The organism is Burkholderia lata, assembly GCF_902499335.1.
In the GTDB taxonomy this organism is placed as follows: Bacteria; Pseudomonadota; Gammaproteobacteria; order Burkholderiales; family Burkholderiaceae; genus Burkholderia; species Burkholderia lata_B.
Genome location: NZ_CABVQK010000006.1, coordinates 83119 through 104497, shown reverse-complemented (window position 1 = coordinate 104497; position 21379 = coordinate 83119). Strand labels below are relative to the sequence as shown.

Here is a 21379-nt window from a genome sequence, read left to right as displayed (position 1 = left end):
TCCCGCCGTACCGGCACGACATGTCATGCCGGTTGGCCCGGATATTGCTGAATCCGATGCATGACACCGGCAACGGCGCCGGTGGGCAGTCCCCGCAAACCATGCCCGTCATTCAGGCGGGCCGATCAGGACAACGGTGTCCCTCCGTGCGCGGCACGGCCGGATGCCGGTGCGTTTCGACCGCCCACCGTCGCCGCGCAAGACAACGCGCTATCGACCGCCGCATGCAGGCGGCACAGGAACACGACATGACGACAGGCAAAGTGACGCTGCTGGGCGCCGGCCCCGGCGATCCCGATCTCCTCACGCTGAAGGCCGTGAAGGCACTGGCCGCTGCCGACGTGCTGCTGCTCGACGATCTCGTCGCGCCCGGCATCGTCGAACTCGCGCCGCAGGCACGCGTGATCCGCGTCGGCAAGCGCGGCGGCTGCCGCTCCACGCCGCAGGCATTCATCGAGAAGCTGATGCGCCGCTACGCGCTGCGCGGCGCGCACGTGGTGCGCGTGAAAGGCGGCGATGCGCTGCTGTTCGGGCGTGCCGGCGAAGAACTCGCGACGCTGCGCGCCGCCGCGATTCCGGTCGAGATCGTCAACGGCATCTCGTCGGGCTTCGCGGCCGCCGCGAGCCTCGGCATCTCGCTCACGCACCGCGAGCATTGCCACGGCGTCACGTTCGTCACCGCGCATCGGCAGGACCACGGCGAACCCGACTGGGCACGTCTCGCGGCGACCGGCACCACGCTCGCGATCTACATGGGAATGAGCCGCGTCGACAGCATTGCCACCGGCCTGCTCACCGTGCTGCCGCCCTCGACGCCGGCCGCGGCCGTGCAATGGGCCGGCACGCCCGACGAACGCCGCTGGACCGGCACGCTCGGCGGTCTCGCGCGCGGCATCGACGAAGCGCGGCTCGGCAGCCCGGCGGTGATCCTCGTCGGCGGCGCGATCGGCGAAGCGGCCGTGCAGGACGTGACGGACGCGGGCGCCGCGATCGAAACGGCCTTGTCCCGGGCCGCATAGCATGCGCGACACCACGCGGCACCGGCCGCCCACCTATCATGAAGACAGCGGCACCGGCCGCCGGGCCGCCGTGCGCGGCACCGACACGATGTCCGCGCCGGGCCGCCGCCCCCGATCCGCCCATCGCGCCACGATTTCGCCGCCGCCGTTCGCGTCATGAGTACGTCTGCTTCTTCCGCCCGCCTGCGCGTGCTGCTCGTCACCGACACCGACAAACCGATCGGCGAGCTCGGCGACGCGCTCGCGCACCTCGGCTACGAGATGCTGAACGACGTCGCAACGCCCGCGCGCCTGCCGGCAGCCGTCGAGGAGCAGCATCCCGACGTCGTGATCATCGATACCGATTCACCATCGCGCGACACGCTCGAGCAGCTCGCGGTAATGCACGCCACCGCCCCGCGCCCCGTGCTGATGTTCAGCCACGACTCGAACCAGTCGCTGATCCGCGCGGCAGTCGGCGCGGGCGTCAGCGCGTATCTCGTCGAAGGGCTGTCGGCCGAGCGCCTCGCCCCGATTCTCGAAGTCGCGCTTGCCCGCTTCTCGCACGACGACGCGCTGCGCCGCCGGCTGGCCGACGTCGAGCGCGAACTCGCGGAGCGCAAACTGATCGACCGCGCGAAGCGCCTGCTGATGGACCAGCGCAAGCTGTCCGAACACGACGCGTACGCGGCGCTGCGCAAGCGCGCGATGGATCAGGGCCTGCGCATCGTCGACGTCGCGCGGCAACTGCTCGACGCGTCACCCCAGTCATGACCGCCATGGATACCTCAACTCCCGTCGCGCCGGAACGCGCGCATCTTCGTCTCGGGTTCGTCGCGCTGAGCGATGCGGCCCCGCTGATCGTCGCTCAACGCCTGAACCTCGGCGCACGGCACGGCCTCACGCTCGAACTCAGCCGCCAGCCGTCGTGGGCCACCGTCCGCGACAAGCTGCTGAGCGGCGAGCTCGACGCCGCGCATGCGCTGTACGGGCTCGTCTGCGGGCTGCAGCTCGGGATCGGCGGCCCGCAGGCCGACATGGCCGCGCTGATGGTGCTGAACCGCAACGGCCAGGCGATCTCGTTGTCGCGCGGCCTCGCCGACGCGTATCGCAACAGCGGCAGCGTGCGCGACGCGTTCGCGACGCTCGGCCGCAAGCCGCTCCTCGCGCAGACATTCCCGACCGGCACGCACGCAATGTGGCTGAACCACTGGCTCGCGTCGCACGACGTCGATCCTTTGCGAGACGTGCGCAGCGTCGTAATCCCGCCGCCCGAGATGGTGGCCGCGCTCGCCAGCGGCGAACTCGACGGCTTCTGCGCCGGCGAGCCGTGGCATGCGGTGGCGGAAGCCTGCGGCGCGGGGCGCACCGTTGCCGTCACGAGCGAGATCTGGCCCGATCATCCGGAGAAGGTGCTCGCGACCCGGCGCGATTTCGTCGCGCTGTATCCGGCCACTGCCCGCGCGCTGATCCGCACGCTCGTCGATGCCTGCGCATGGCTCGACAACGCCACGCACCGTCGCGAGACGGCCGACTGGCTCGCGTCGCCCGACGCGCTCGGCGTGCCGGCCCGGCTGATCGCACCGCGCCTGCTCGGCGACTACGGATCGGGACCGTTCGCCGTGCCGCCGCTGCCGATCCGCTTCCACGACGGCGGCGCCGTGAACCGCCCCGATCCGCGCGAAGGCGAGTGGTTCCTGTCCCAATACCGGCGCTGGGGCATGCTCGACGGTTCGCACGACGACGCGGGGATCGCCCGAGCGATCGCGCAAACCGCGTTGTATGATGCTGCCGTCGCCGAAAGCGGCGCACCGGGCCTGTCGCAGGCGTGATGCGCACCGCGTGATGCAGGCGGCGCGCGCTCCCGCGCCACGCCTGTCCGGGCCGCCTGTCGGCGCCCGGCACGCATCCCCCGGGTGACGCCGCATGACCACTCCGTCCCCGATCAGATTCGATGCCGAAACCAACGCGCGCGCCGCTCGACGTGCTGCTCACTGAAATCCGCGCGTGCCGTGCCTGCGAAGCCGAGCTGCCGCTCGGCCCGCGCCCCGTCGTGCGTGCCCATCGCGACGCGCGCATCCTGATCGTCGGGCAGGCGCCGGGCGCACGCGTCCATGCGAGCGGCATCCCGTGGGACGATGCGAGCGGCCAGCGGCTGCGCGGCTGGCTCGACGTCGACGCCGACACGTTCTACGACGAGACGCGCTTCGCGATCGTGCCGATGGGCTTCTGCTACCCGGGCCGCGGCGCGAGCGGCGACAACCCGCCGCGCCCCGAATGCGCGCCACTGTGGATCGACCGGTTGCTCGCCGAGCTGCCGTCGATCCGGCTCACGCTGCTGATCGGCCAGTATGCGCAGCGGCATTTCCTGCGCGACACCCGCAAGGCCACGCTGACGGACACCGTGCACGCCTGGCGCGACTATGGCCCCGACGTGCTGCCGCTGCCGCATCCGTCGCCGCGCAACCAGGCGTGGTTCAAGCACCACCCGTGGTTCGACGCCGACGTCGTGCCCGAGCTGCGGCGCCGGGTCGCGACGCTGGTCGCCCGGTAAACACGACCGCTGCCAAGTCGCGACGCTTCGCGACACCCCCGTTATCCGGATCGAATCAAGAATGAACGACACCCCCACCGACCTCGACTTTGCCTGCAACGGCTGCGGCGGATGCTGCCGCGACCTGCGCATTCCGCTGACGATCGACGAGGCCACGGCGTGGCTGCAGCGCGGCGGCCACGTGGAGCTGCTGTGCGATGCGATGCCGTGGCTCGTCGAGCCCGAGCCCGACAACGCGTTCGCCGCGTACAAGCGCGTGCGCTCGAGCGCCGCGCTCAGCGGCTCGCTGCCCGTCCGCATCACCGTCATGCTCACCGCGACCCATGCCGGGCCGTGCCCGAACCTGCTCGACGACCTGCGGTGCGCGATCTACGACGAGCGCCCGCTCGTGTGCCGGATCTATCCGGCCGAAGTGAATCCGTTCGTGCCGCTGGTGCCGGGCGGCAAGCAATGCACGCCCGACGCGTGGCAGCAGGCGCCGTTCGTCCGCGGCGGCACGATCGTCGACGCGGACACCCGCGAGAACATCGCGCGCTCGCGTGCGGCGAGCGAAGCCGAGACGCCGCTGCGGGCGCGGTTGTGTACGGTCCTGGGGATCGATACGGCGGCCGTGGCAAACGAAGGGTTCGCGGTCCACACGCCGCCGGCCGCCACGCTGCTCGCCGCGCTGACGGCGCTGCGCGCATCGGAGCCGGCACCCGCCAGCGCCGACGACGCCATCGCGTGGACGCTCGTGTCGAACCGTGCATCGACGGTGGATGCGCTCGTGTCGGTCGGCGCGGCGAGCCAACGTGCCGGCAGCGGCAGCCCGCACGCCGGTTATCTCGGCTTCCACCCGGACGAATGATCGCCGCGCGGCACGCCGCGAGCGACACCGGGCAAAGACGCACGGCCGCGCAGATCGCCGTCGCGCCCGGTTCGCTGTACCATCGCGGCTCAACCGCGTCACGAACAGCAGAATCCTTCATGCCCTCCACCGCCCCGCCGCGCCTGTACGGGATGCCCGAACGCAGCGACCGGCTCGATTTCTACATCCGCGACCAGGCGTCGCGCCAGGCGATCACCGAGCCGCACCGGCACGCGTATTTCCAGATCCAGTTCAATCTCGGCGGCGACACCGAGCAGCGGATCGGCGGCGTCACGCGGCCGTTTCCGCGCGGCGCGCTCGCGTTCGTGCTGCCGCACCGCGAGCACCTGATCCCGCATCCGGAAGGCGCGCACTTCATCGTGATCAACTTCAGCCAGGCGTTCCTGCGTGCCGATCTCGACGTCGACCCGCTCGATCTCGAGGACGTGCCCGCGCACCGCTTTCCCGAGCTGACGCCGTTCCGCTTCCAGGAACACCTCGACTTCATCCTGACCGGCGACACCTACGAAGAAGCGCGCCGCCTCGCGCTGTGCATGCTCGACACCGATCGCGTGCGCACGTTCGGCTCGACCACGCTGCTGCGCGGCTACCTGCTGCAACTGATCGGGCTCGTCTGCACGCAGTACGCGGGAGCGCTCGACAAGCTCGCCCAGCGCGGCGCCCAGCGGGCGGGCCGGCGCGACGCGCTCGCGCGCGTGCTGCGCCATGTGCGCGCCAACCTGACCCGCGAGGACCTGACGCTCGCCGCGACCGCCGAGGCCGCGTTCCTGTCGCCCAACTACCTCGCGCACCTGGTCCGCAAGGAAACCGGCAGCACCTTCACCGATCTCGTGACCGAGCGCCGGATCGCGCTCGCGCAGTCGCTGCTGGCGCACACGAGCCGGCGCATCGCGGACATCGCGCGCTCGGTCGGTTTCCGCGACGAAGGGTATTTCGCGCGGCGCTTCCGCGCGCGGGTCGGCGTGTCGCCGAAGGCGTACCGCGACGCGAATGCCGCGCTGCCGGACGGCGACGACGCACCGGCGGCGGCCGACGCGTAGTTTTGTCCCGGTAAAACGCAGTTGCGTCGCATCCGGCCGCGCGGGCGTCGGGTATCGTTGCACGCATGCCGGCCCGTGCACCGTACGGGCGCGGCATCCGTCTTCCCACCGAACGAGGCCATCCGATGTCCGCTTATGTCATCGACGCTGCCGAGCGTCCTTCCGTCGAAGTCGACCAGTCGTCCGCGCGCTTTCCGGTGCGCCGCGTCTTCTGCGTCGGCCGCAACTACGCCGACCACGCGCGCGAAATGGGCGCCGATCCCGACCGCGAACCGCCGTTCTTCTTCACGAAGCCGGCCGACGCGATCATCCCGGCCAGCGGCACCGTCGCCTATCCGCCGCTGACGAACGACCTCCACCACGAAATCGAGCTGGTCGTCGCGATCGGCAAGGACGGCCGGTCGATCGACCCGGCCGACGCACTGTCGCATGTGTGGGGCTACGGCGTCGGCGTCGACCTCACGCGCCGCGACCTGCAGGCCGAAGCGAAGAAACTGAGCCGTCCGTGGGACTGGGCGAAGGGCTTCGACGCATCGGGCCCCGTGACCGCGCTGCGCGCGGCAGCGGCCACCGGCCACCCGGTGACGGGCCGCATCTGGCTGGCAGTGAACGGCGACACGCGCCAGCAAGGCGACCTGGCCGACATGATCTGGGCCGTGCCCGACGTCATCGCGTATGTGTCGCGCTCGGTCGAGCTGAAGGCCGGCGATTTGATCTTCACCGGCACGCCGGCCGGTGTCGGTGCGCTGCAGCCCGGTGACCGCGTCACGGGCGGCGTCGACGGCGTCGCGACGTTCGAGTTCGTCGTGGGCGCGAAGCCGTAAGCCGTCACGCAGCACGCATGGCGGCCGCCTGCCCGGGGCCGCCGTGCGCTATCCCGATTTCGGTCAGTCGTAGCGGCGCAGGAATGCGTCGGCGACGGCCGGTGGATTCAGCACCTTCGCCGATTCGTTTTCCAGCACCTCGGCAGCGTCGTCGTCGCTGATCGACACGAACAGCGTGATCGCCGCCCTTTCGTCGCCCGTGCCGAACAGGCCCTCACGGTCGAGCAGGCGCAACGCCGCGATCATGTCGGCGTGCAGTTGCCGCGAAAATTCCGGGAATCTCGACCGGACAAACTGCGGGCTCAGCACGTCATCGGCGAGCTTGCCGCAGATCGCATTGAACGGCGACGCTTCCGCCGCCGCGTACGCCCATTCGGAAAAGCCCCACGCATACCACGGGTCGTCGTCCGGGACGACCTGTTGCTCGCGGATCTGGCGCAGCCCCTCGACCGAATTCGCCGCCGGCACCACCGTCATCGCGCCGCTGTCGGTATACAGCGCGAACGCGTAGAAATGCTCGTCCGGGTGCTGCGCCCGCAGCGCCTTGAATGTCGCCCTCGCGGCGTCGGCAATTTCTCGCTGAAAATCAGAAAAGTCGCTCATCGCATCCTCGTCCAGTCGCCCTTCACGCGTCGGAGCGTGCTCGGCGCGCGGAGGGTTCGTCGTCTCCCGATATTCGGCCGATTGTCCGCCAATCGCCCGCGGCACGGTAGCGTGCCGGGTTCCGCGCGCCTGCGTTCACGGCCCCGCGTCCCGCGCATCGAACACCCGCACGCAGACGGCCGCCGCCAGCGCGATCGCGGCCGACAACAGCATCATCGCCAGCGGTGCATAACGCGCGTTGCCGGGTGTCAGCACCGCCCCCGTCAGCGACGAAAGCGCGGCGCCACCGGCGATCGTCATCGCACCGGCCAACCCAGACGCGCTGCCTGCCAGTTCCGGGCGCACCGACACCGCGCCGGCATGCGCCCCCGGATTGGACAGCCCGTTGCCGATGCCGACCAGCACGCACGGCCCGAACCATGCGATCGCATGCGTCGCGCCGCCGAACATCAGCGCGAGGCCGATCAACGGCCCCGCACACGCGACGATCCGTCCGCACAGGATCGTCGTGGCCAGCGCGTAGCGGCGCGCGTAACGCGCGGCCAGGAAGCTGCCGCACACGAAGCCGGCCGTGATGGTCCCCATGTAGAAACCGATCTCCGCGGGCGCGATGCCGAACACCGTTTGCGCGGCGAGCGGCGCACCGGCCAGGAATGCGTAGAACGCGCCGGTCGAAAACGCCATGCAGAGCGCATAGGCCCAGAAACGGCGCGCACGGAGCAGCGCCGGATACGCGCGAAGCTGCTGCCCGAGGCTCGACGACCGGTTCGCATGGGTTTCGACGAGATCGAACGCACACCAGACGAACAGCGCGATGCCCGCCGTGCCGAGCAGCCAGAAGCTCGCGCGCCAGCCCATCGTCTGGTCGAGCGTGCCGCCGAGCGTCGGGCCGAGCATCGGCGCGAACGCGGCCGCCATCGCCGCGTAGCCGATCCGGCTCGCCGCGCGCGCACCGCCGCCGGTGTCCCGGATCGTCGCCATCGACACCGGATAGACCGACGTGATCGCCGCCTGCATCAGCCTGCACGCCAGGAATGCACGAATATCGGTCGCCATCGCGCAGCCGAGCGAGCCGAGCGCGAACACGCCGACGCTCGCCAGCACGACCGGCCGCCGCCCGAACCGATCCGACAGCGGCCCCATCACGAACTCGAGCGACGCGGCCACCGCCGCGTAACCACCGAGCGACAGCGCGACGAGCGCATAGTCGGCACGCAGGTCGCGTGCGATGGCCGGCAGCGACGGCAGGAACAGACTCAGCGGCAGCACCGAGCACGCGCACAGCAGGATCAGCGTCGCGTGTCTCGGCGACGCCCGTTCGGAAGCGATCGGCAGGTTCGATTGCAAAGGATGCCCTCCACGCACGTGCCACCCGGCCGTGCGCAATGCAAAAAAAAGCCCCCGAACGAGTCGGGGGCGCATGGGTGCCGGCGCGGTGCCGCTACCGGACCCTGCGCCTGTGGACAACTACGATGATGAATGCTGCTTTCATGCCGGATGGCTCCTGGTTGCCTGGCTGACTGCGTGCGATACCGGACGATGGTAGGTGGACGATACCGGCCGCGTCAACGCCCTAACGCGCACGCACCGACACGAACTTCCGCGCGTTGTTGCGCTGGATCAGCACCGCGATCACGCTGCCGCCGTTCGCTTCGAGCGACGGTATGTCGTCCGGCGTCTCCAGCAGCGTGTCGTTGAGCTCCAGCACGACATCGCCCGGCAGGATGCCGGCCTTGGCTGCCGGGCCGTGCACCGCGTCCACCATCATCCCGACCGCGAGCCCCGTCGAACGGCGCTCGTCGTCGCTCAGCGCGTGCATCGTCAGCCCGAGGCGGTCGCCGCCGTCGCCCGCGCCGGGCCCCGGCGCCGGTCGTGCAGCCGCCTTCGGCGCGGCCATGGCGACGGCCGGGCCCGCGTTGCCGGCAGCCTCGTCGGCCCCCGTGATCGTCAGCATCACCGGCGCGCGGTTGCGGATCAGCCGCAGCGGCGCCTTCTGGCCGGGCGGCAGCGCGGCGGCCAGGTCGTTCAGCTCGGCCGAGCGGCCGATCGTCTTGTCGCCCAGCTTCACGATCACGTCGCCGGGCTTCACGCCGGCCGCGGCGGCCGGCGAACCGGACGCGACGCCGTTGACGAGCGCGCCCGCCGGACGCGGCAGCCCGAACGCGGCGGCCAGCCCGATGCCGACATCCTGCACGTCGACGCCGATCGCATTGCCGGACGACGACTCGCCCGGCGCCTGGGACTGCTGCGCCTGCGCCTGCATCTGCTTCTGCAGTTGCGCACGCACCTTTGCGGCAAACGCGATCGGAATCGCGAACGTCATGCTCGCGTAGCGGTCGGCGCCCGTATAGACCTGCACCGCGATGCCGATCACGTCGCCCGCGCGATTGAACACGGGGCCGCCGGAGTTGTCGGGGTTCGGCGCGATGTCGGTTTCGAAGAACGGAAACGCGCTGCCGTCCGGCAGCCGGTGCGACGTCGCGCTGACGATGCCGGCCGTGACCGTGTTGCCCGATCCGTCCGGCGCGCCGATCGTCATCACCGGCTCGCCCGCGCGTACCTTCGACGAATCGCCGACGCGCACGAACGGCAGCTTCGTCGCGTTGACGCGCAGCACGGCAACGTCGCTTTGCGGATCGACGGCCAGCACGGTCGCCTTGAATTCGCGGCGATCGGTGAGCCGCACCGTCACGTCGGTCGCATCGTCGACCACGTGGGCCGAGGTCAGAATCAGGCCGTCGGCGCTGACGATGAAACCCGAGCCGCTGCCCGATACCGCGCGCGGCGCCGTGTCGGGTGCCGGTGCCTGAGCCTGAGCCTGCGGGCCCGGCGCGGGCGGCGGTGCGTCGCGTCGGAAAAACGCGGCGAGCGGATCGTCGGGATCGAGGATCGCGAAGGACGGGCCGCCCGTCTGCTGATCGGGTGCGGCGGTCATGACGGTCACGACCGCCGGGCCGTAGCGGTCGACGATCGCCGGAAAATCGACCGGCATCGCGTAAGGCGCGGCAGCCGTCCGCTGCTTCAAGGTGTGCGGCGTAACGGGCGGCGAGAGGGTTCCGGCAAGGACGGCCGGCAAGGGCAACAAACAGCCGGCAAACACGCCCCCGATCAACGCGGTGCGAAGCACGGCGCGAGCAAGCGTCTGGCGAACCACGGTGCACCTCCCCCGGGAGTCGCGGCGCCGACATGCGCGAGTCGCGCAGGCACCCGACAAGCACCGGTACACGCATCCATTTATAGTCCACTCGGCCTGTTCGAACATACGAATCGAAACCCGAATACCGGGCGGCGCTGCAGGCGCGGAGCCGCGACGGCATTCGTTTCGAACAAAGTGCGCGGTTCGTCAATCCGCACATCCACCACGCATCGACACGCGCGCAGGCGCCGGATCATTGCCGGCAGCCGCGAGCGTCATCGTTGCGGTCTGCTACGGATCGTCCGCCTGTCACGCGTCACCGACGGGCGGCACGCACGCGTGCGCCGGCCCGGTTCAGTGGCACGAGAGGATCACCACCCCGCCAACCCCTTGCGTGTTCGGCAACGCAGCCGAGTAACCGACAGCCACCAGCGGCTGCGTCGCGTCATGTCCGACGACGATCGACTGAATCGTCGCGGGCCCGGTGGTCTTCAGCACACCGTTCAATGGCACCTGCGTATACGTCAGCCCGTATTGAGCCGTCGCCTGCTTGATCGACAGGTTCAGCGTGGTGAGCTGGCGGGTGCCCGGATCCAGCGTGGCCGAACTCGAAACGAGGGTACCGGCCGTGCTGCCGTCGTTGCTCGCCACCGTGTCGGCAATCACCTGGGTACATGCAAGCGGGCCACCCGTTGCAGGTAACGACAGCGGCGTACCGACCGCGTAGTGAACGCCTTGCGTATCGGTATAGGTATTGCCGTCGGTATCCATCGCTCGATTCCAGCGGCCGATCGCAACATCGGTGCCGACGCCCTGGATATCGGTGACGGCGCCATGGTCGAGCCCGAGGCAATCGGTCGCCGCAGACGACGATGCCAGCGTCGTGAACGCGCCGCTTCCCTGTTGCACCAGGCTCGCGGCAGGCACACCGGCCGCCGTCATGTTGCGGTTCTTCGCGTATTCGCTCGGCAGATTCGGCACCACGAGCACCGCCAGCTGGCCGTTATTCGCCGTGACCGGAGACGCAGCACCCGAGTAGCTGAAGTTGCCGTTCGGTCGGCATGCCGCCTGGGCTGACGGTTGCGGGGAAGCATTCGCCGGTGGAACCGCAGGCGACGTGGCAGCCGGCGTCCCGCCCGTAGTGTTGCTCGATGCGTTGCTTCCCGTATTGGCGGCGCCGTCATCGCCACCGCCGCATGCCGTCAGCAGCAACGCGGTACTTGCCACACCTGCCAACCAGACCTGCTTTCCCCACATGACTTACCTCGTTTTATCGTTTTGGATAATTACCGCGCAACACCAGCATCCCGTGAATTCACAGGAACGCTTGCCAATACAACGTTCTCAACGCAAGCCGTTGCTGCCCGACGCGCTTGCTTGAGCCAATCTCAGCGCATCGAGCGACTTGACCAGAAGACACGCGCCGATCACCCCTGCCGCGAGCGCGCCGAACCACCACGATGTGGGCCAGACGGCCAACAGGCTTTCCCTGGAAAATTCGAATGGCGTTTTCAGTGCGACGATCACCACGGCGGTGTTGTAGCAGGCGTGGATCAGGATGCCCGGCAGCAGCGACCGGGTGGCCGCGTACAGTTTCCCGATCAACAATCCGAGTCCGAATGCCAGGACGAACTGATACACGTTCAGGTGTGCAAGACCGAACACGGCGGCCGAATGCGCGATGGCCGTTCCCGTCGGATACTGTTGCAGAAAGCTGCGCAGCATCACGCCGCGAAACAGCATTTCTTCAAGTAGCGGCGCAATCAGGCAGGTCAACACGATCAGGCCAAGCCCGCCGTTCGTGTAAACCTCGCGAGCGTCATATCCGCTTCCGCCCCAAGGGAAAAACTGCCCGACGCCGACTTCGATCACGCTGACCGCCACGATCAATCCCGGCGTCATCAGCAAGATCGGGACGAAAAATCGTCCGAGCGTCGATCGCCAGGAATCGACGCTGTCATGCAGCAGGCTTCGGTAGGTCAATTTGCCGTGGTGAAGCAGCACCGTAAATACGAGCCCGTTCGCGAGAACCCGGCCGATGCTGGCAATCGCCATGGGTTGAAGCCCGGCGCTTCGGCTGATCGACCAGATGACCGAATTCATCAGGTACTCGATCATGATCAGCACGACGACGATAAAAAATGCTTCCAGCAAACTCGGGAAGCAATAGCGGTGTGAATCGGATCTCATCGAGATTGATATAGTTTTTTAACGGCATCCGTGATGACCACGGTCTCGGTTGTCTGCCGCGGACCTCGCGACGCTCAGTATTATTATTTCTCCGGGCAATCCCAACGTGGCTCGTCACGGCTCTCCAGACCATCGCCTTCTGGAGTCGATTCATTACGAAAGCCATCGATCACGGCATACAAAACCGGGGCGGCGTGAACGGCCGCGCATTAATCCACGAAAAGTAACCGTTTGTTACAGTGAATTCATCGTCGCTCATCCCATTAGCACTTGCAAGCACCGTTGACCATTTTTGACGATCAAGACCGCAGCACGTTCAGCTCGGGGAGCAAGACCAAAAATCGACGAATATCAACCTTGTTTTTAAAAATTTAATATTTAAAAGGTTAAGGAAATATATTGCGGTGATTGAACGGCGAGTCCCGCCTCAATCCCCGCCCACCCGCTCCGCGATCGCCGACAGCATCCGCAACATCGGCTCGAACGCGTCGGCCGACGTATTGCCGAAACCGAGCACGAGCCCGTTGCCCGCCGATGCCGCATCGATCGAAAAACCCGACAGCGGGAACGGCCCGATGCCGTGCGCACGCGCCGCGTCGACGATCGCGCGATCGCGGTAGCGCGCAGGCAGCCGCAGTGCGAGATGCAGCCCGCACGGCCCGCCCTCGATCTGATGCGGCACGCTCAGGCTGCCGTCGAGCGCGGCGAGCAGCAAGCGCCGCCGGTCGCGGTACAGCCGGCGCATGCGGCCAAGGTGGCGGCCGTACTCGCCCGTCTCGATGAAATCGGCCAGCGCGAGCTGCACGTGACGCGTCCCGCCGCGCAGCATCTCCGGCAGCACCGGCCGCACCGCGGCCAGCAGCGCGTCGGGCAGCACGAGAAAACCGATCCGCAGCGCCGGAAACATCGTCTTGCTGAACGAGCCGAGATAGACGACGGGCGAATCGGGCGCGAGCCCGTGCATCGCGCCGATCGGCTCGCCGGTGTGACGGAATTCGCTGTCGTAGTCGTCCTCGATGATCCACGCGCGATGCCGGCGCGCCGCATCGATCAGCGCGAGCCGGCGCGAGATCGACAGCACGGCGCCGGTCGGGAACTGGTTCGACGGCGTCGTATAGACGAGGCGCGGCGTCCGCTCGCGCCAGTCGTCTTCTTCCGTGCGCAGCCCTTCCGCGTCGACCGGCATCGGCACGACGTCGAGGTCGGCCACCTGCATCGCGGTGCGCGCGCCGCGGTACCCGGGCTCTTCGACCCACACCGTATCGCCCGGGTTCGTCAGCAACTGCGCGCACAGCGCGATCGCGCCCTGTGCGCCTTCCGTGATCACGATCTGCTCGGGATCGCAGCGCACGCCGCGGGTCACGGCCAGGTGGCGCGCGATCGATTCGCGCAGCGCGCGCTCGCCGAGCGGATCGCCATAGCCGAGCAGGTCGCGGCCGGCGCGGCGCAGCGCGCGGTCGATCGCGTGGCGCCACGCGTCCGCCGGGAAATGCGTCAGTGCGGGCACGCCCGGCCGGAAGCCCTCCGATTCGCCGGTGCCGATGCGGCTCGGGCGAATCCGGCCGAGCCGCTGCGCAACGGCCGGCGGCGCGGCACGACGGCGCGGCGGCGCCGGCCGCGACAGCCCGACCACGCGCGTGCCGCGGCGGTCGGACTGCAGGAAGCCTTCGGCGACCAACTGCTCGTAGACGGCGGCCGTCGTGTTGCGCGACACGCCGAGCGTCTCGGCCAGCGCGCGTGTGCCGGGCAGCCGCGTGCCGGCCGGCATCGCGCCGCCGAGAATCGCGTCGCGCACGCGGCGCAGCAGCTGGCGCTGCAGCGAAGGCGCGCCCGGCGTGCGCGCCAGCGGCGCGTCGAGCGGCAGCAACGGCGCATCGCCGGAAGGAAGGACAGTCGTCATCGGAACATCGCAGCGTAAAAATGTTGGAACGTGGCGGACGGCTAGTTGCGGACGGCTAGTGGCTCGCGCCCCATAACCCGTGGCACCATAAATTTGCCGATCTCTGGCGCTTCTCATGGTACCTCGCCGCGACTACGATCGTCTGCATGCCGGCATGTCGCCGGCCGCCAACCGAAGCGAGATCGACCTTGTCCACGCTCACCAACGCTTTCCAGCAACCCATCGGCCACCCCGTTCCCGACTGGTCCGCGCGCCCGCGCCCGGAGCGCATCGTGCTCGAAGGCCGCTACTGCCGGCTCGAACCGCTCGACGCCGAGCGCCACGCGGCCGACCTGCACGCCGCCTACGCACAGGCGCCGGACGGCAGCGACTGGACCTATCTCGCACACGGCCCGTACGCCGACGAATCGAGCTACCGCGACTACGCGCGTACCGCCCAGGCGAGCCCGGATCCGCTGCACTACACGGTGATCGACCGTGCGACGGGCCGCGCGGTCGGCACACTCGCGCTGATGCGCATCGATCCGGCCAACGGCGTGATCGAGGTCGGCTCCGTCACGTTCTCGCCGCTGCTCAAGCGCACGCCCATCTCGACCGAAGCGCAGTTCCTGCTGATGAAGTACGCTTTCGACACGCTCGGCTACCGGCGCTACGAATGGAAGTGCGACGACCTGAACATCCCGTCGCGCAAGGCCGCCGCACGGCTCGGCTTCCGCTACGAAGGCACGTTCCGGCAGGCGATCGTCTACCGCAGCCGCAATCGCGACACCGCGTGGTTCTCGATCATCGACGGCGAATGGCCGGATGTCCGCGCCGCGTTCGACGCGTGGCTCGCGCCGGAGAACTTCGACGCGCAAGGCGAGCAACGCCAGTCGCTCACCGAGATCCGTCACGCACAGGCGCGCGAGCGCGATGCGGCCAGCCGCGCGCACGACGCGACGCGCGTCACGGTGCGCCCGCTCGTCGCCGCCGACGAAGCCGCGTGGCGCCCGCTGTGGCAGGGTTATCAGAAGTTCTACGACACCGCGCTGAGCGACGCGGTGTTCGCGACGACGTGGGCGCGCCTGATGGATCCCGCCGAGCCGATGTTCGTGCTCGGCGCATTCGACGCATCGGGCGCGCTGGTCGGGATCGTGCATTCGATCTACCACCGCTCGTGCTGGACCGAAGGGCCGTACTGCTACCTGCAGGACCTGTACACCGCGCCCGACGCACGCGGGCAAGGCGCGGGCGGCGCGCTGATCGAGGCCGTGTACGACCATGCCCGCGAAGCCGGCGCGAGCCGCGTGTACTGGCTCACGCACGAAACCAACACGACGGCGCGCGCGCTGTACGACAAGCTCGCGAACAACGCCGGGTTCATCCAGTACCGGCACGACGTGAAGAAGTAACCCGCTGCCGCGGCCGGCCGGCCGGCCGGCGTTCAGCCTGGAACGTCGGCCGGCGCGTGTGCGTCGTCACCCTCCGCCGTGACGCCACACGCCACGCCGGTTGCACCCGGCACCGACGCCGGGCGGATCATCTCGTCGCCATTGGCCGGCACGGGCCGCCGCACCGGCCGGAACACCGGCTCGCCCGGCTCGATCGGCTGCCCCGAGATCGCGCAACGGCCCGGCTGCAACGCGACACGCAAGCGCCAGCGCTGTTCGCCGTAATGGCACCGGCCGCTCTCGACCCAGCGAATCAGCAACGCATCGTCGCCGGCCTCCAGCACCGTGACGAACAGTTGCGGGCGCAACGGCGACGCGGCCGCTGCGGCGTGCTCGGGAACCGGCGCTCGGCCGATCGTCACGAGCGGATGCGCGACGCCGCCAGGTAGCGGCATCGCATCGTCTTCGACCCATGCCGGCGCATCGCACGGCACGTCTTCTTCGCAAATCAGGCTTTCCATGGTGTTGAGCATGCTTGACGGATTTCCGTGCAGGTTGAACGGCGCCGCGCTCAGCGCCGGCCCATCGGTTCGCGCAGCAGCGACAGGCCGATCGCCGCGCCGGTGACGGCGGCCGCGAGCATCAGCCCGATGCCGCCCGACCAGCCGAATGCACCGACGATCGCGCCGATCGCCAGCGGCCCGATCACCTGCCCGAGATAGTTGCCCTGCACGACCCAGCCGATGCTGAGCGGCGCCAGCGAAGGCGTCGGCGCGGAGCCCGGCGCGCACGCGAGGATCGTCGCGGGCAGCATCCCCGCGATCGCCGAGAACGCGAAACCCAGCGCGACCGCGAGCGGGGCCGGCGTGGCCGCGCTGAAGAGCCCTGCGCCGGCCGCGCCGATCGCGACCGACGTCGCGGCCATCACGATCCCGGGCCGTGCGCCGCGCGACAGCAGCCAGCCGGCCGTCAGGTTGCCGATCACGCACGCGGCGACGATCGCCGCGCTGATCAACCCCGCGGCGCCGACCGCGACGCCGAGGCGCTGCATCAGGAACACCGGCAGGAACGTCATCGCCGCGAAAAACTGCACGTTGTAGGTGGCGAAACCCAGCGCGAGCAGCGTGGTCGACCGCGACGCGAGCACGTCACGCAGCGCGAGCACGTCACGCAGCGCGAGCACGTCACGCAGCGCGGGCCCGATGCGCGGCGCGGCGGCCTGCCGCGACGGCGCATCGGCGGACGTCGTGACGGGCACCGCAGCCGCCGCGACGAGCGTCAGCGCCGCGGCCGCGAGCCAGCCGTTGCGCCAGCCGCCGAGCAGCGGCCCGACCAGCATCGACAGCGCCATGCCGGCCGGCATGAACGTGCTCCACAGGCCGAACGCGAAATTGCGCCGCGCGGGCGGCGTCACGCGATTCAGCACGGCCGGCGCCGCGACCACCACGATCACGAAACCGAGCCCCTCGGCGAAGCGCGTGGCCAGCAGCAGCGCGAAACTGCCGGCCCATGCGCCGGCGACGCTCGACAGGCCGAGGATGACGAGGCCCGCGATCAACAGCAGCCGGTCGCCCCAGCGCCGCACCAGCAGGCCGGCCGCGATGCCGCCGAACACCCCGACGAACGGAAACACCGACATGATCCCGCTCAGCGACGCGAGCGAGCCGCCGAACTCGTGCTGGAGCGACGGTAACGCGATCGTCGCCTTGCCGACGTGCAGCGCCGACACGATGCTCGCCAGCACGACGTTCGCGACGGCGGCCCGGTAGCTGCGCGACGGCAGCATGGCGGCATCGGCCGCGACAGGCGATTCGGTCATCTCCACCTCCGTTGAAGCGGCCGCGTGCAACGGGATGCGTCACGCGTCCGCGATCGGACTGGCGCACATGATACAAATTGAAGTTAACTTCAAGTAAAGGGGTAATGTGCGCAACGATCCGTTCCGCCGATCGCGGCAATGGGCCGGCCCGCCGCTGTACCGCGCCGCCGGATTCGTGCTGCTCGCGTCGGCCGCGGTCGACGAAGTCGTCGCCTGAACGCGCATCGAACCGCACCGGTCATCGCCGCGCGTCTCGCGATTCGTCTCATTGCGCTGAGACGAACGTCCCAGCGTCTCACCCACCTTGCCGTTTAGCTGTCGCAGCAAACTTCGCGTCACGCCCTCGTCAAACCGTTTCCCGTCAACGAACCGGGAGATGACGCATCGCACCACGCCCATCCCGTCCAATCGCCGCCCTGCGCCCCCACTCGAGCTGGCCCCGTTCCTGCATACCGATCGTTCGCGCAATCGCGCGACGGGTGCACCGGCAGCCCTGCCTCGCGCCCGACGACAACCTGATGGAGACAGCAACGTGAGTACACCGGCATCGACCACCGCTCCGAGCATGAAAGCCGCCGTCTGGCACGGCCGCCACGACATCCGCGTCGAACAGGTTCCCGTTCCGGAGCGCCCGCCGGCAGGCTGGGTCACGATTCGCGTGCATTGGTGCGGGATCTGCGGCTCCGACCTGCACGAATACGTCGCGGGCCCCGTCTTCATCCCGGTCGACGCGCCGCATCCGCTGACGGGCCTGAAGGGCCAGTGCATCCTCGGCCACGAATTCAGCGGCGAGATCGCCGAACTCGGCGCGGGCGTGACGGGCTTCGCGGTCGGCGATCGCGTGACGGCCGACGCCTGCCAGCATTGCGGCACCTGCTGGTATTGCAGGCATGGGCTGTACAACATCTGCGAGAACCTCGCGTTCACCGGGCTGATGAACAACGGTGCATTCGCCGAGTTCGTGAACGTGCCGGCCGAGTTGCTGTACAAGCTGCCCGACAACTTCCCGACCGAGGCCGGCGCACTGATCGAGCCGCTCGCGGTCGGCCTGCATGCGGTGAAAAAGGCCGGCAACATCGTCGGGCAGACCGTCGTCGTGGTCGGCGCGGGCACGATCGGCCTGTGCACGATCATGTGTGCGAAGGCCGCGGGCGCCGGGCGCGTAATCGCGCTGGAAATGTCGGCCGCGCGCAAGGAGAAGGCGCTGGAAGTCGGCGCGAGCGTCGTCATCGATCCGAAGACGTCCGACGCGATCGCGGAAGTCAAGGCGCTGACCGGCGGCTACGGCGCCGACGTGTCGTTCGAGTGCATCGGGCACACGGCCACCGCGAAGCTCGCGATCGACGTGATCCGCAAGGCCGGCAAGTCGGTGATGGTCGGCATCTTCGAGGAACCGGCGCCGTTCAACTTCTTCGACATCGTGTCGACCGAGAAGGAAGTGATCGGCTCGCTCGCATACAACGGCGAATTCGCGGACGTGATCCGCTTCATCGCGGACGGCCGCATCGACGTGCAGCCGCTCATCACCGGGCGCATCGCGCTCGGCGACATCGTCTCGCACGGCTTCGAGGAACTGGTCAACCACAAGGACCGGAACGTGAAGATCATCGTTCAGCCTGCCGTCGCCTGACCGCTCGCGCGGCCGCGGCGCCAATTCACCAGTTCACCGGTTCGCGCCGCGGCACGCCTGCCGCAGTGTCGCCCTGATGCGTCGCCCGTGCGCGGGCGGCGCGCCTGTCTGCCACTCCCCTCCAGCGCCCTCTCCTTGCTGCCGTCGTCCGATGCGCACTTGATGCCGTGCACCACGGCAGACACGACGATCAGGAACCTTCGCAATCCAAACCATCCGCCGTAACGCGCCACGCACCCGATACGCGATCAGGGTTTCTCCGGATCAAGCGTGATTCGTCCGGTGTCGACAGGACACTGACGCAAGGTGATCCTGTGCAAGCACGATCCGGCCTCCCTGCCGGGATTGTTGCCACCCCGTGGAGGCGGCCCCCCGCCCCCCACAAAACCTTACGGTGTCATGGCGCCGACAGGCCGAGAATACGGGCCCACCCGGGATAGCTTGCAAACATGGTGTGTCATGAATCGTTCATTCTCGTTTAGCCGGGAACACGCATACAACTTTCGATCGCTGACGATCCAGCAGAAGACGCATATCGGCTTCGCACTCGTCACCACGCTGCTGGCCTTGCTGTGCGGCACGATCATCTGGGGGAGTTTCCGGCAATACCGGCAGGAGAACGTCGACCTGCAGAGCTTCGAATTCGTCCGCGGCGCGATGAGCACCGCCAACGTGATCTCGGCCGAGCGCGGCCCGACGAACGACCTGCTGGTGCGCCTGCAGGACGACGGCGCCACCGAGGTCCGCAACCTGCTCGCCGCGCGCACGCGTTCCGACCGGGCGCTCGAACACTTTCGCACCGGCATCGCGCAGGCGACCGTGCTCGACGATCGCGAACGCAGCAACCTGCTGCATGCACTCGACTCGGTCCGGATCACGCTCGCCGATGCGCGCGCCGAAGTCGATGCGCTCGACGCGCGGCCGCTCGCGTCACGCACGGTTCACGACATCCAGCACGCGCAGGCGCGCCTGTTCCGGATCGTCGACACGCTGTCGCTGCTGATCGACGGTGCGATGACGGACACGGCGATGCGCGACCCGCGCACGTCGGGTGCGATCCTGCTCGCGCGGCTCCTCGGCGATCTCCGCGAATACACGGGCCGCACGGGCTCGCTGCTCATTGCGCCGATGTTCGCGCGGCAAGCGCTCGACCGCACGCAGTTCGCGGACATCATGCGGATGCGCGGCCGCATCGAGCAATTGCGCGCGCTGATCGACGGTACGATCGGCGCGCAGCTCGACGACCCCGACGTGGCACGCGAATATGCGCAGCTCAACGCGGCCTTCGACACCCACATCCTGCCGCTCGTCGACGCGACCGTCACCGGCGGCAAGAACGGCGCCTATGCGATGAGCGCCGCCGATTTTTCCCGCGCGATCGTGCCGCACTTCCTGCCGAGCGAGCTGCTGCGCGACCGCGTGATCGACCTTGCCCGGCGCCGCGCGATCGGCGACCGGAATGCCTCCCGGATCAAGGTCGGGTTGTCGGCGTTCGCCACGACACTGTGCATCGCGATCCTGGCCTCGCTCGCGCGCGGCATGCAGCGGCTGCTGTCGAAGCCGCTCGATACGCTCGGCCGCCGGATCGTCGCACTCAGCGACGGCGATACGTCGCATGTCGCGATGCCGCGCGGCATCGGGCCCGAGATCACGCGGATCCATGACGCGCTGGAGACGTTGCGCAACGCGACCGTCCGCCGCGACATGCTCGAGCGCCAGCGCAACGACATGCTGACGCTGTTCTCGCACGACATGCGCGCCCCGCTGACCTCGCTGATCATCCTGATCGACACGCAGGCGCGGCGTGCCGGCGATGCGCAGATGAAGCAGCAGTTCGCGAGAATCGGCAAGCTGGCGCGGCACACGCTGGCGATGGCCGACGGTTTCGCGCAACTCTCGCGTGCGGAAGCCAGCGAATACGAACGCGTGCCGGTCAACCTCGCCGACCTGATGAACGAGGCACGCGACGCGGTGTGGCCGCTCGCGCACCGGAAATCCATGTCGATCGACGACGTGCCTCGGCGCGACGACACGATCGTGCTGGGCGACCCGGCGCTGCTGTCGCGCGCGCTGATCAACCTGCTGGACAACGCGATCAAGTACAGCGCATCGCTGACGAGCGTCGAATGCAGGGTCGAGCCGGGCGCCGACCGCAAGACCGTGCGCTGCACGATCCGCGACAGCGGATGCGGAATCAGCAGCGCGGACCAGACGCGGCTGTTCGAGCGCTATCGGCGCTTTCGCACCGCCGGCCAGCCGGAAACCAGCGGCGTCGGGCTCGGCATGGCGTTCGTCAAGGCCGTCGTCGAACGGCACGGAGGCACCATCCACGTGCAAAGCGTCGTGCTGCAGGGCACCACGGTCACGATCACGCTGCCGGCGGCGGCGAATCCATGACGACGGCACCGGCGGCAAGCGCCCGAGGCGGTACCGCAGTCCCGCCCGAT

General features: G+C 68.9%; 18 protein-coding genes. 10 read left to right on the top strand and 8 right to left on the bottom strand.

The annotated features are described in order from the left end of the window. The first annotated feature begins 248 nt into the window (after positions 1-248). The 7 genes from cobA (at position 249) to BCO18175_RS16100 (ending at position 6284) form a co-directional block, all read left to right on the top strand. Positions 249-1019 carry a uroporphyrinogen-III C-methyltransferase gene (gene cobA, locus BCO18175_RS16130; RefSeq protein WP_174982392.1) on the top strand — a complete coding sequence of 257 codons (771 nt, stop codon included), beginning with the start codon at positions 249-251 and terminating at the stop codon, positions 1017-1019. Between the two features lie 156 nt (positions 1020-1175). Then, on the top strand, positions 1176-1772 hold the full coding sequence (locus tag BCO18175_RS16125) for an ANTAR domain-containing response regulator (RefSeq protein WP_174915449.1): 597 nt from the start codon (positions 1176-1178) through the stop codon (positions 1770-1772). Positions 1773-1777: 5 nt separating this feature from the next. Next, positions 1778-2830, top strand: a complete 1053-nt coding sequence (locus BCO18175_RS16120) for a CmpA/NrtA family ABC transporter substrate-binding protein (protein WP_174973970.1) — start codon at positions 1778-1780, stop codon at positions 2828-2830. 122 nt (positions 2831-2952) lie between these two features. Further along, the gene (locus BCO18175_RS16115; RefSeq protein ID WP_174982390.1) at positions 2953-3552 is read left to right on the top strand and encodes a uracil-DNA glycosylase family protein; all 600 of its coding nucleotides are present in this window, start codon (positions 2953-2955) and stop codon (positions 3550-3552) included. A 61-nt stretch (positions 3553-3613) separates the two neighbouring features. Continuing rightward, the gene (locus BCO18175_RS16110; protein ID WP_174982388.1) at positions 3614-4399 is read left to right on the top strand and encodes a YkgJ family cysteine cluster protein; all 786 of its coding nucleotides are present in this window, start codon (positions 3614-3616) and stop codon (positions 4397-4399) included. Between the two features lie 119 nt (positions 4400-4518). Next, positions 4519-5460, top strand: coding sequence for a helix-turn-helix transcriptional regulator (locus BCO18175_RS16105; protein ID WP_089442303.1), 942 nt, complete (start codon positions 4519-4521; stop codon positions 5458-5460). A 125-nt stretch (positions 5461-5585) separates the two neighbouring features. Continuing rightward, a complete protein-coding gene (locus tag BCO18175_RS16100) occupies positions 5586-6284 on the top strand; it encodes a fumarylacetoacetate hydrolase family protein (protein WP_174982386.1) in 699 nt (232 codons plus the stop codon). A 63-nt stretch (positions 6285-6347) separates the two neighbouring features. Here BCO18175_RS16100 and BCO18175_RS16095 read toward each other — a convergent pair whose 3' ends face one another. From BCO18175_RS16095 to BCO18175_RS16070, 6 genes are all read right to left on the bottom strand, one after another. Continuing rightward, the gene (locus tag BCO18175_RS16095) at positions 6348-6887 is read right to left on the bottom strand and encodes a DUF4303 domain-containing protein (protein WP_174982384.1); all 540 of its coding nucleotides are present in this window, start codon (positions 6885-6887) and stop codon (positions 6348-6350) included. A gap of 135 nt (positions 6888-7022) precedes the next feature. Next, positions 7023-8234, bottom strand: coding sequence for an MFS transporter (locus tag BCO18175_RS16090; protein WP_174982382.1), 1212 nt, complete (start codon positions 8232-8234; stop codon positions 7023-7025). A gap of 226 nt (positions 8235-8460) precedes the next feature. Then, entirely contained in the window at positions 8461-10041 is a 1581-nt protein-coding gene (locus BCO18175_RS16085; protein ID WP_174982380.1) for a trypsin-like peptidase domain-containing protein, read from the bottom strand. 336 nt (positions 10042-10377) lie between these two features. Next, a complete protein-coding gene (locus BCO18175_RS16080; protein WP_174982378.1) occupies positions 10378-11280 on the bottom strand; it encodes a hypothetical protein in 903 nt (300 codons plus the stop codon). An 87-nt stretch (positions 11281-11367) separates the two neighbouring features. Next, positions 11368-12213, bottom strand: a complete 846-nt coding sequence (locus tag BCO18175_RS16075; protein WP_174982376.1) for a CPBP family intramembrane glutamic endopeptidase — start codon at positions 12211-12213, stop codon at positions 11368-11370. 427 nt (positions 12214-12640) lie between these two features. Then, complete coding sequence (locus tag BCO18175_RS16070) at positions 12641-14113, bottom strand: PLP-dependent aminotransferase family protein (RefSeq protein ID WP_174982374.1); 1473 nt, start codon at positions 14111-14113, stop codon at positions 12641-12643. 188 nt (positions 14114-14301) lie between these two features. Between BCO18175_RS16070 and BCO18175_RS16065 the strand changes: the two genes are divergently transcribed. Next, positions 14302-15504, top strand: a complete 1203-nt coding sequence (locus BCO18175_RS16065; protein WP_254608098.1) for a GNAT family N-acetyltransferase — start codon at positions 14302-14304, stop codon at positions 15502-15504. Between the two features lie 32 nt (positions 15505-15536). On the opposite strand, the gene BCO18175_RS16060 is transcribed toward BCO18175_RS16065, so the two are convergent. Next, positions 15537-16016: a DUF3331 domain-containing protein gene (locus BCO18175_RS16060; protein ID WP_174982370.1), complete on the bottom strand. Its 480-nt coding sequence runs from the start codon at positions 16014-16016 to the stop codon at positions 15537-15539. Positions 16017-16054: 38 nt separating this feature from the next. Next, a complete protein-coding gene (locus tag BCO18175_RS16055) occupies positions 16055-17302 on the bottom strand; it encodes an MFS transporter (RefSeq protein WP_174982368.1) in 1248 nt (415 codons plus the stop codon). A 565-nt stretch (positions 17303-17867) separates the two neighbouring features. Here BCO18175_RS16055 and BCO18175_RS16050 point away from each other — a divergent pair. Both BCO18175_RS16050 and BCO18175_RS16045 read left to right on the top strand, forming a co-directional pair. After that, positions 17868-18932: a 2,3-butanediol dehydrogenase gene (locus tag BCO18175_RS16050; RefSeq protein WP_174982917.1), complete on the top strand. Its 1065-nt coding sequence runs from the start codon at positions 17868-17870 to the stop codon at positions 18930-18932. Between the two features lie 459 nt (positions 18933-19391). Continuing rightward, complete coding sequence (locus BCO18175_RS16045) at positions 19392-21329, top strand: sensor histidine kinase (RefSeq protein ID WP_174982366.1); 1938 nt, start codon at positions 19392-19394, stop codon at positions 21327-21329. Positions 21330-21379 lie beyond the last annotated feature (50 nt).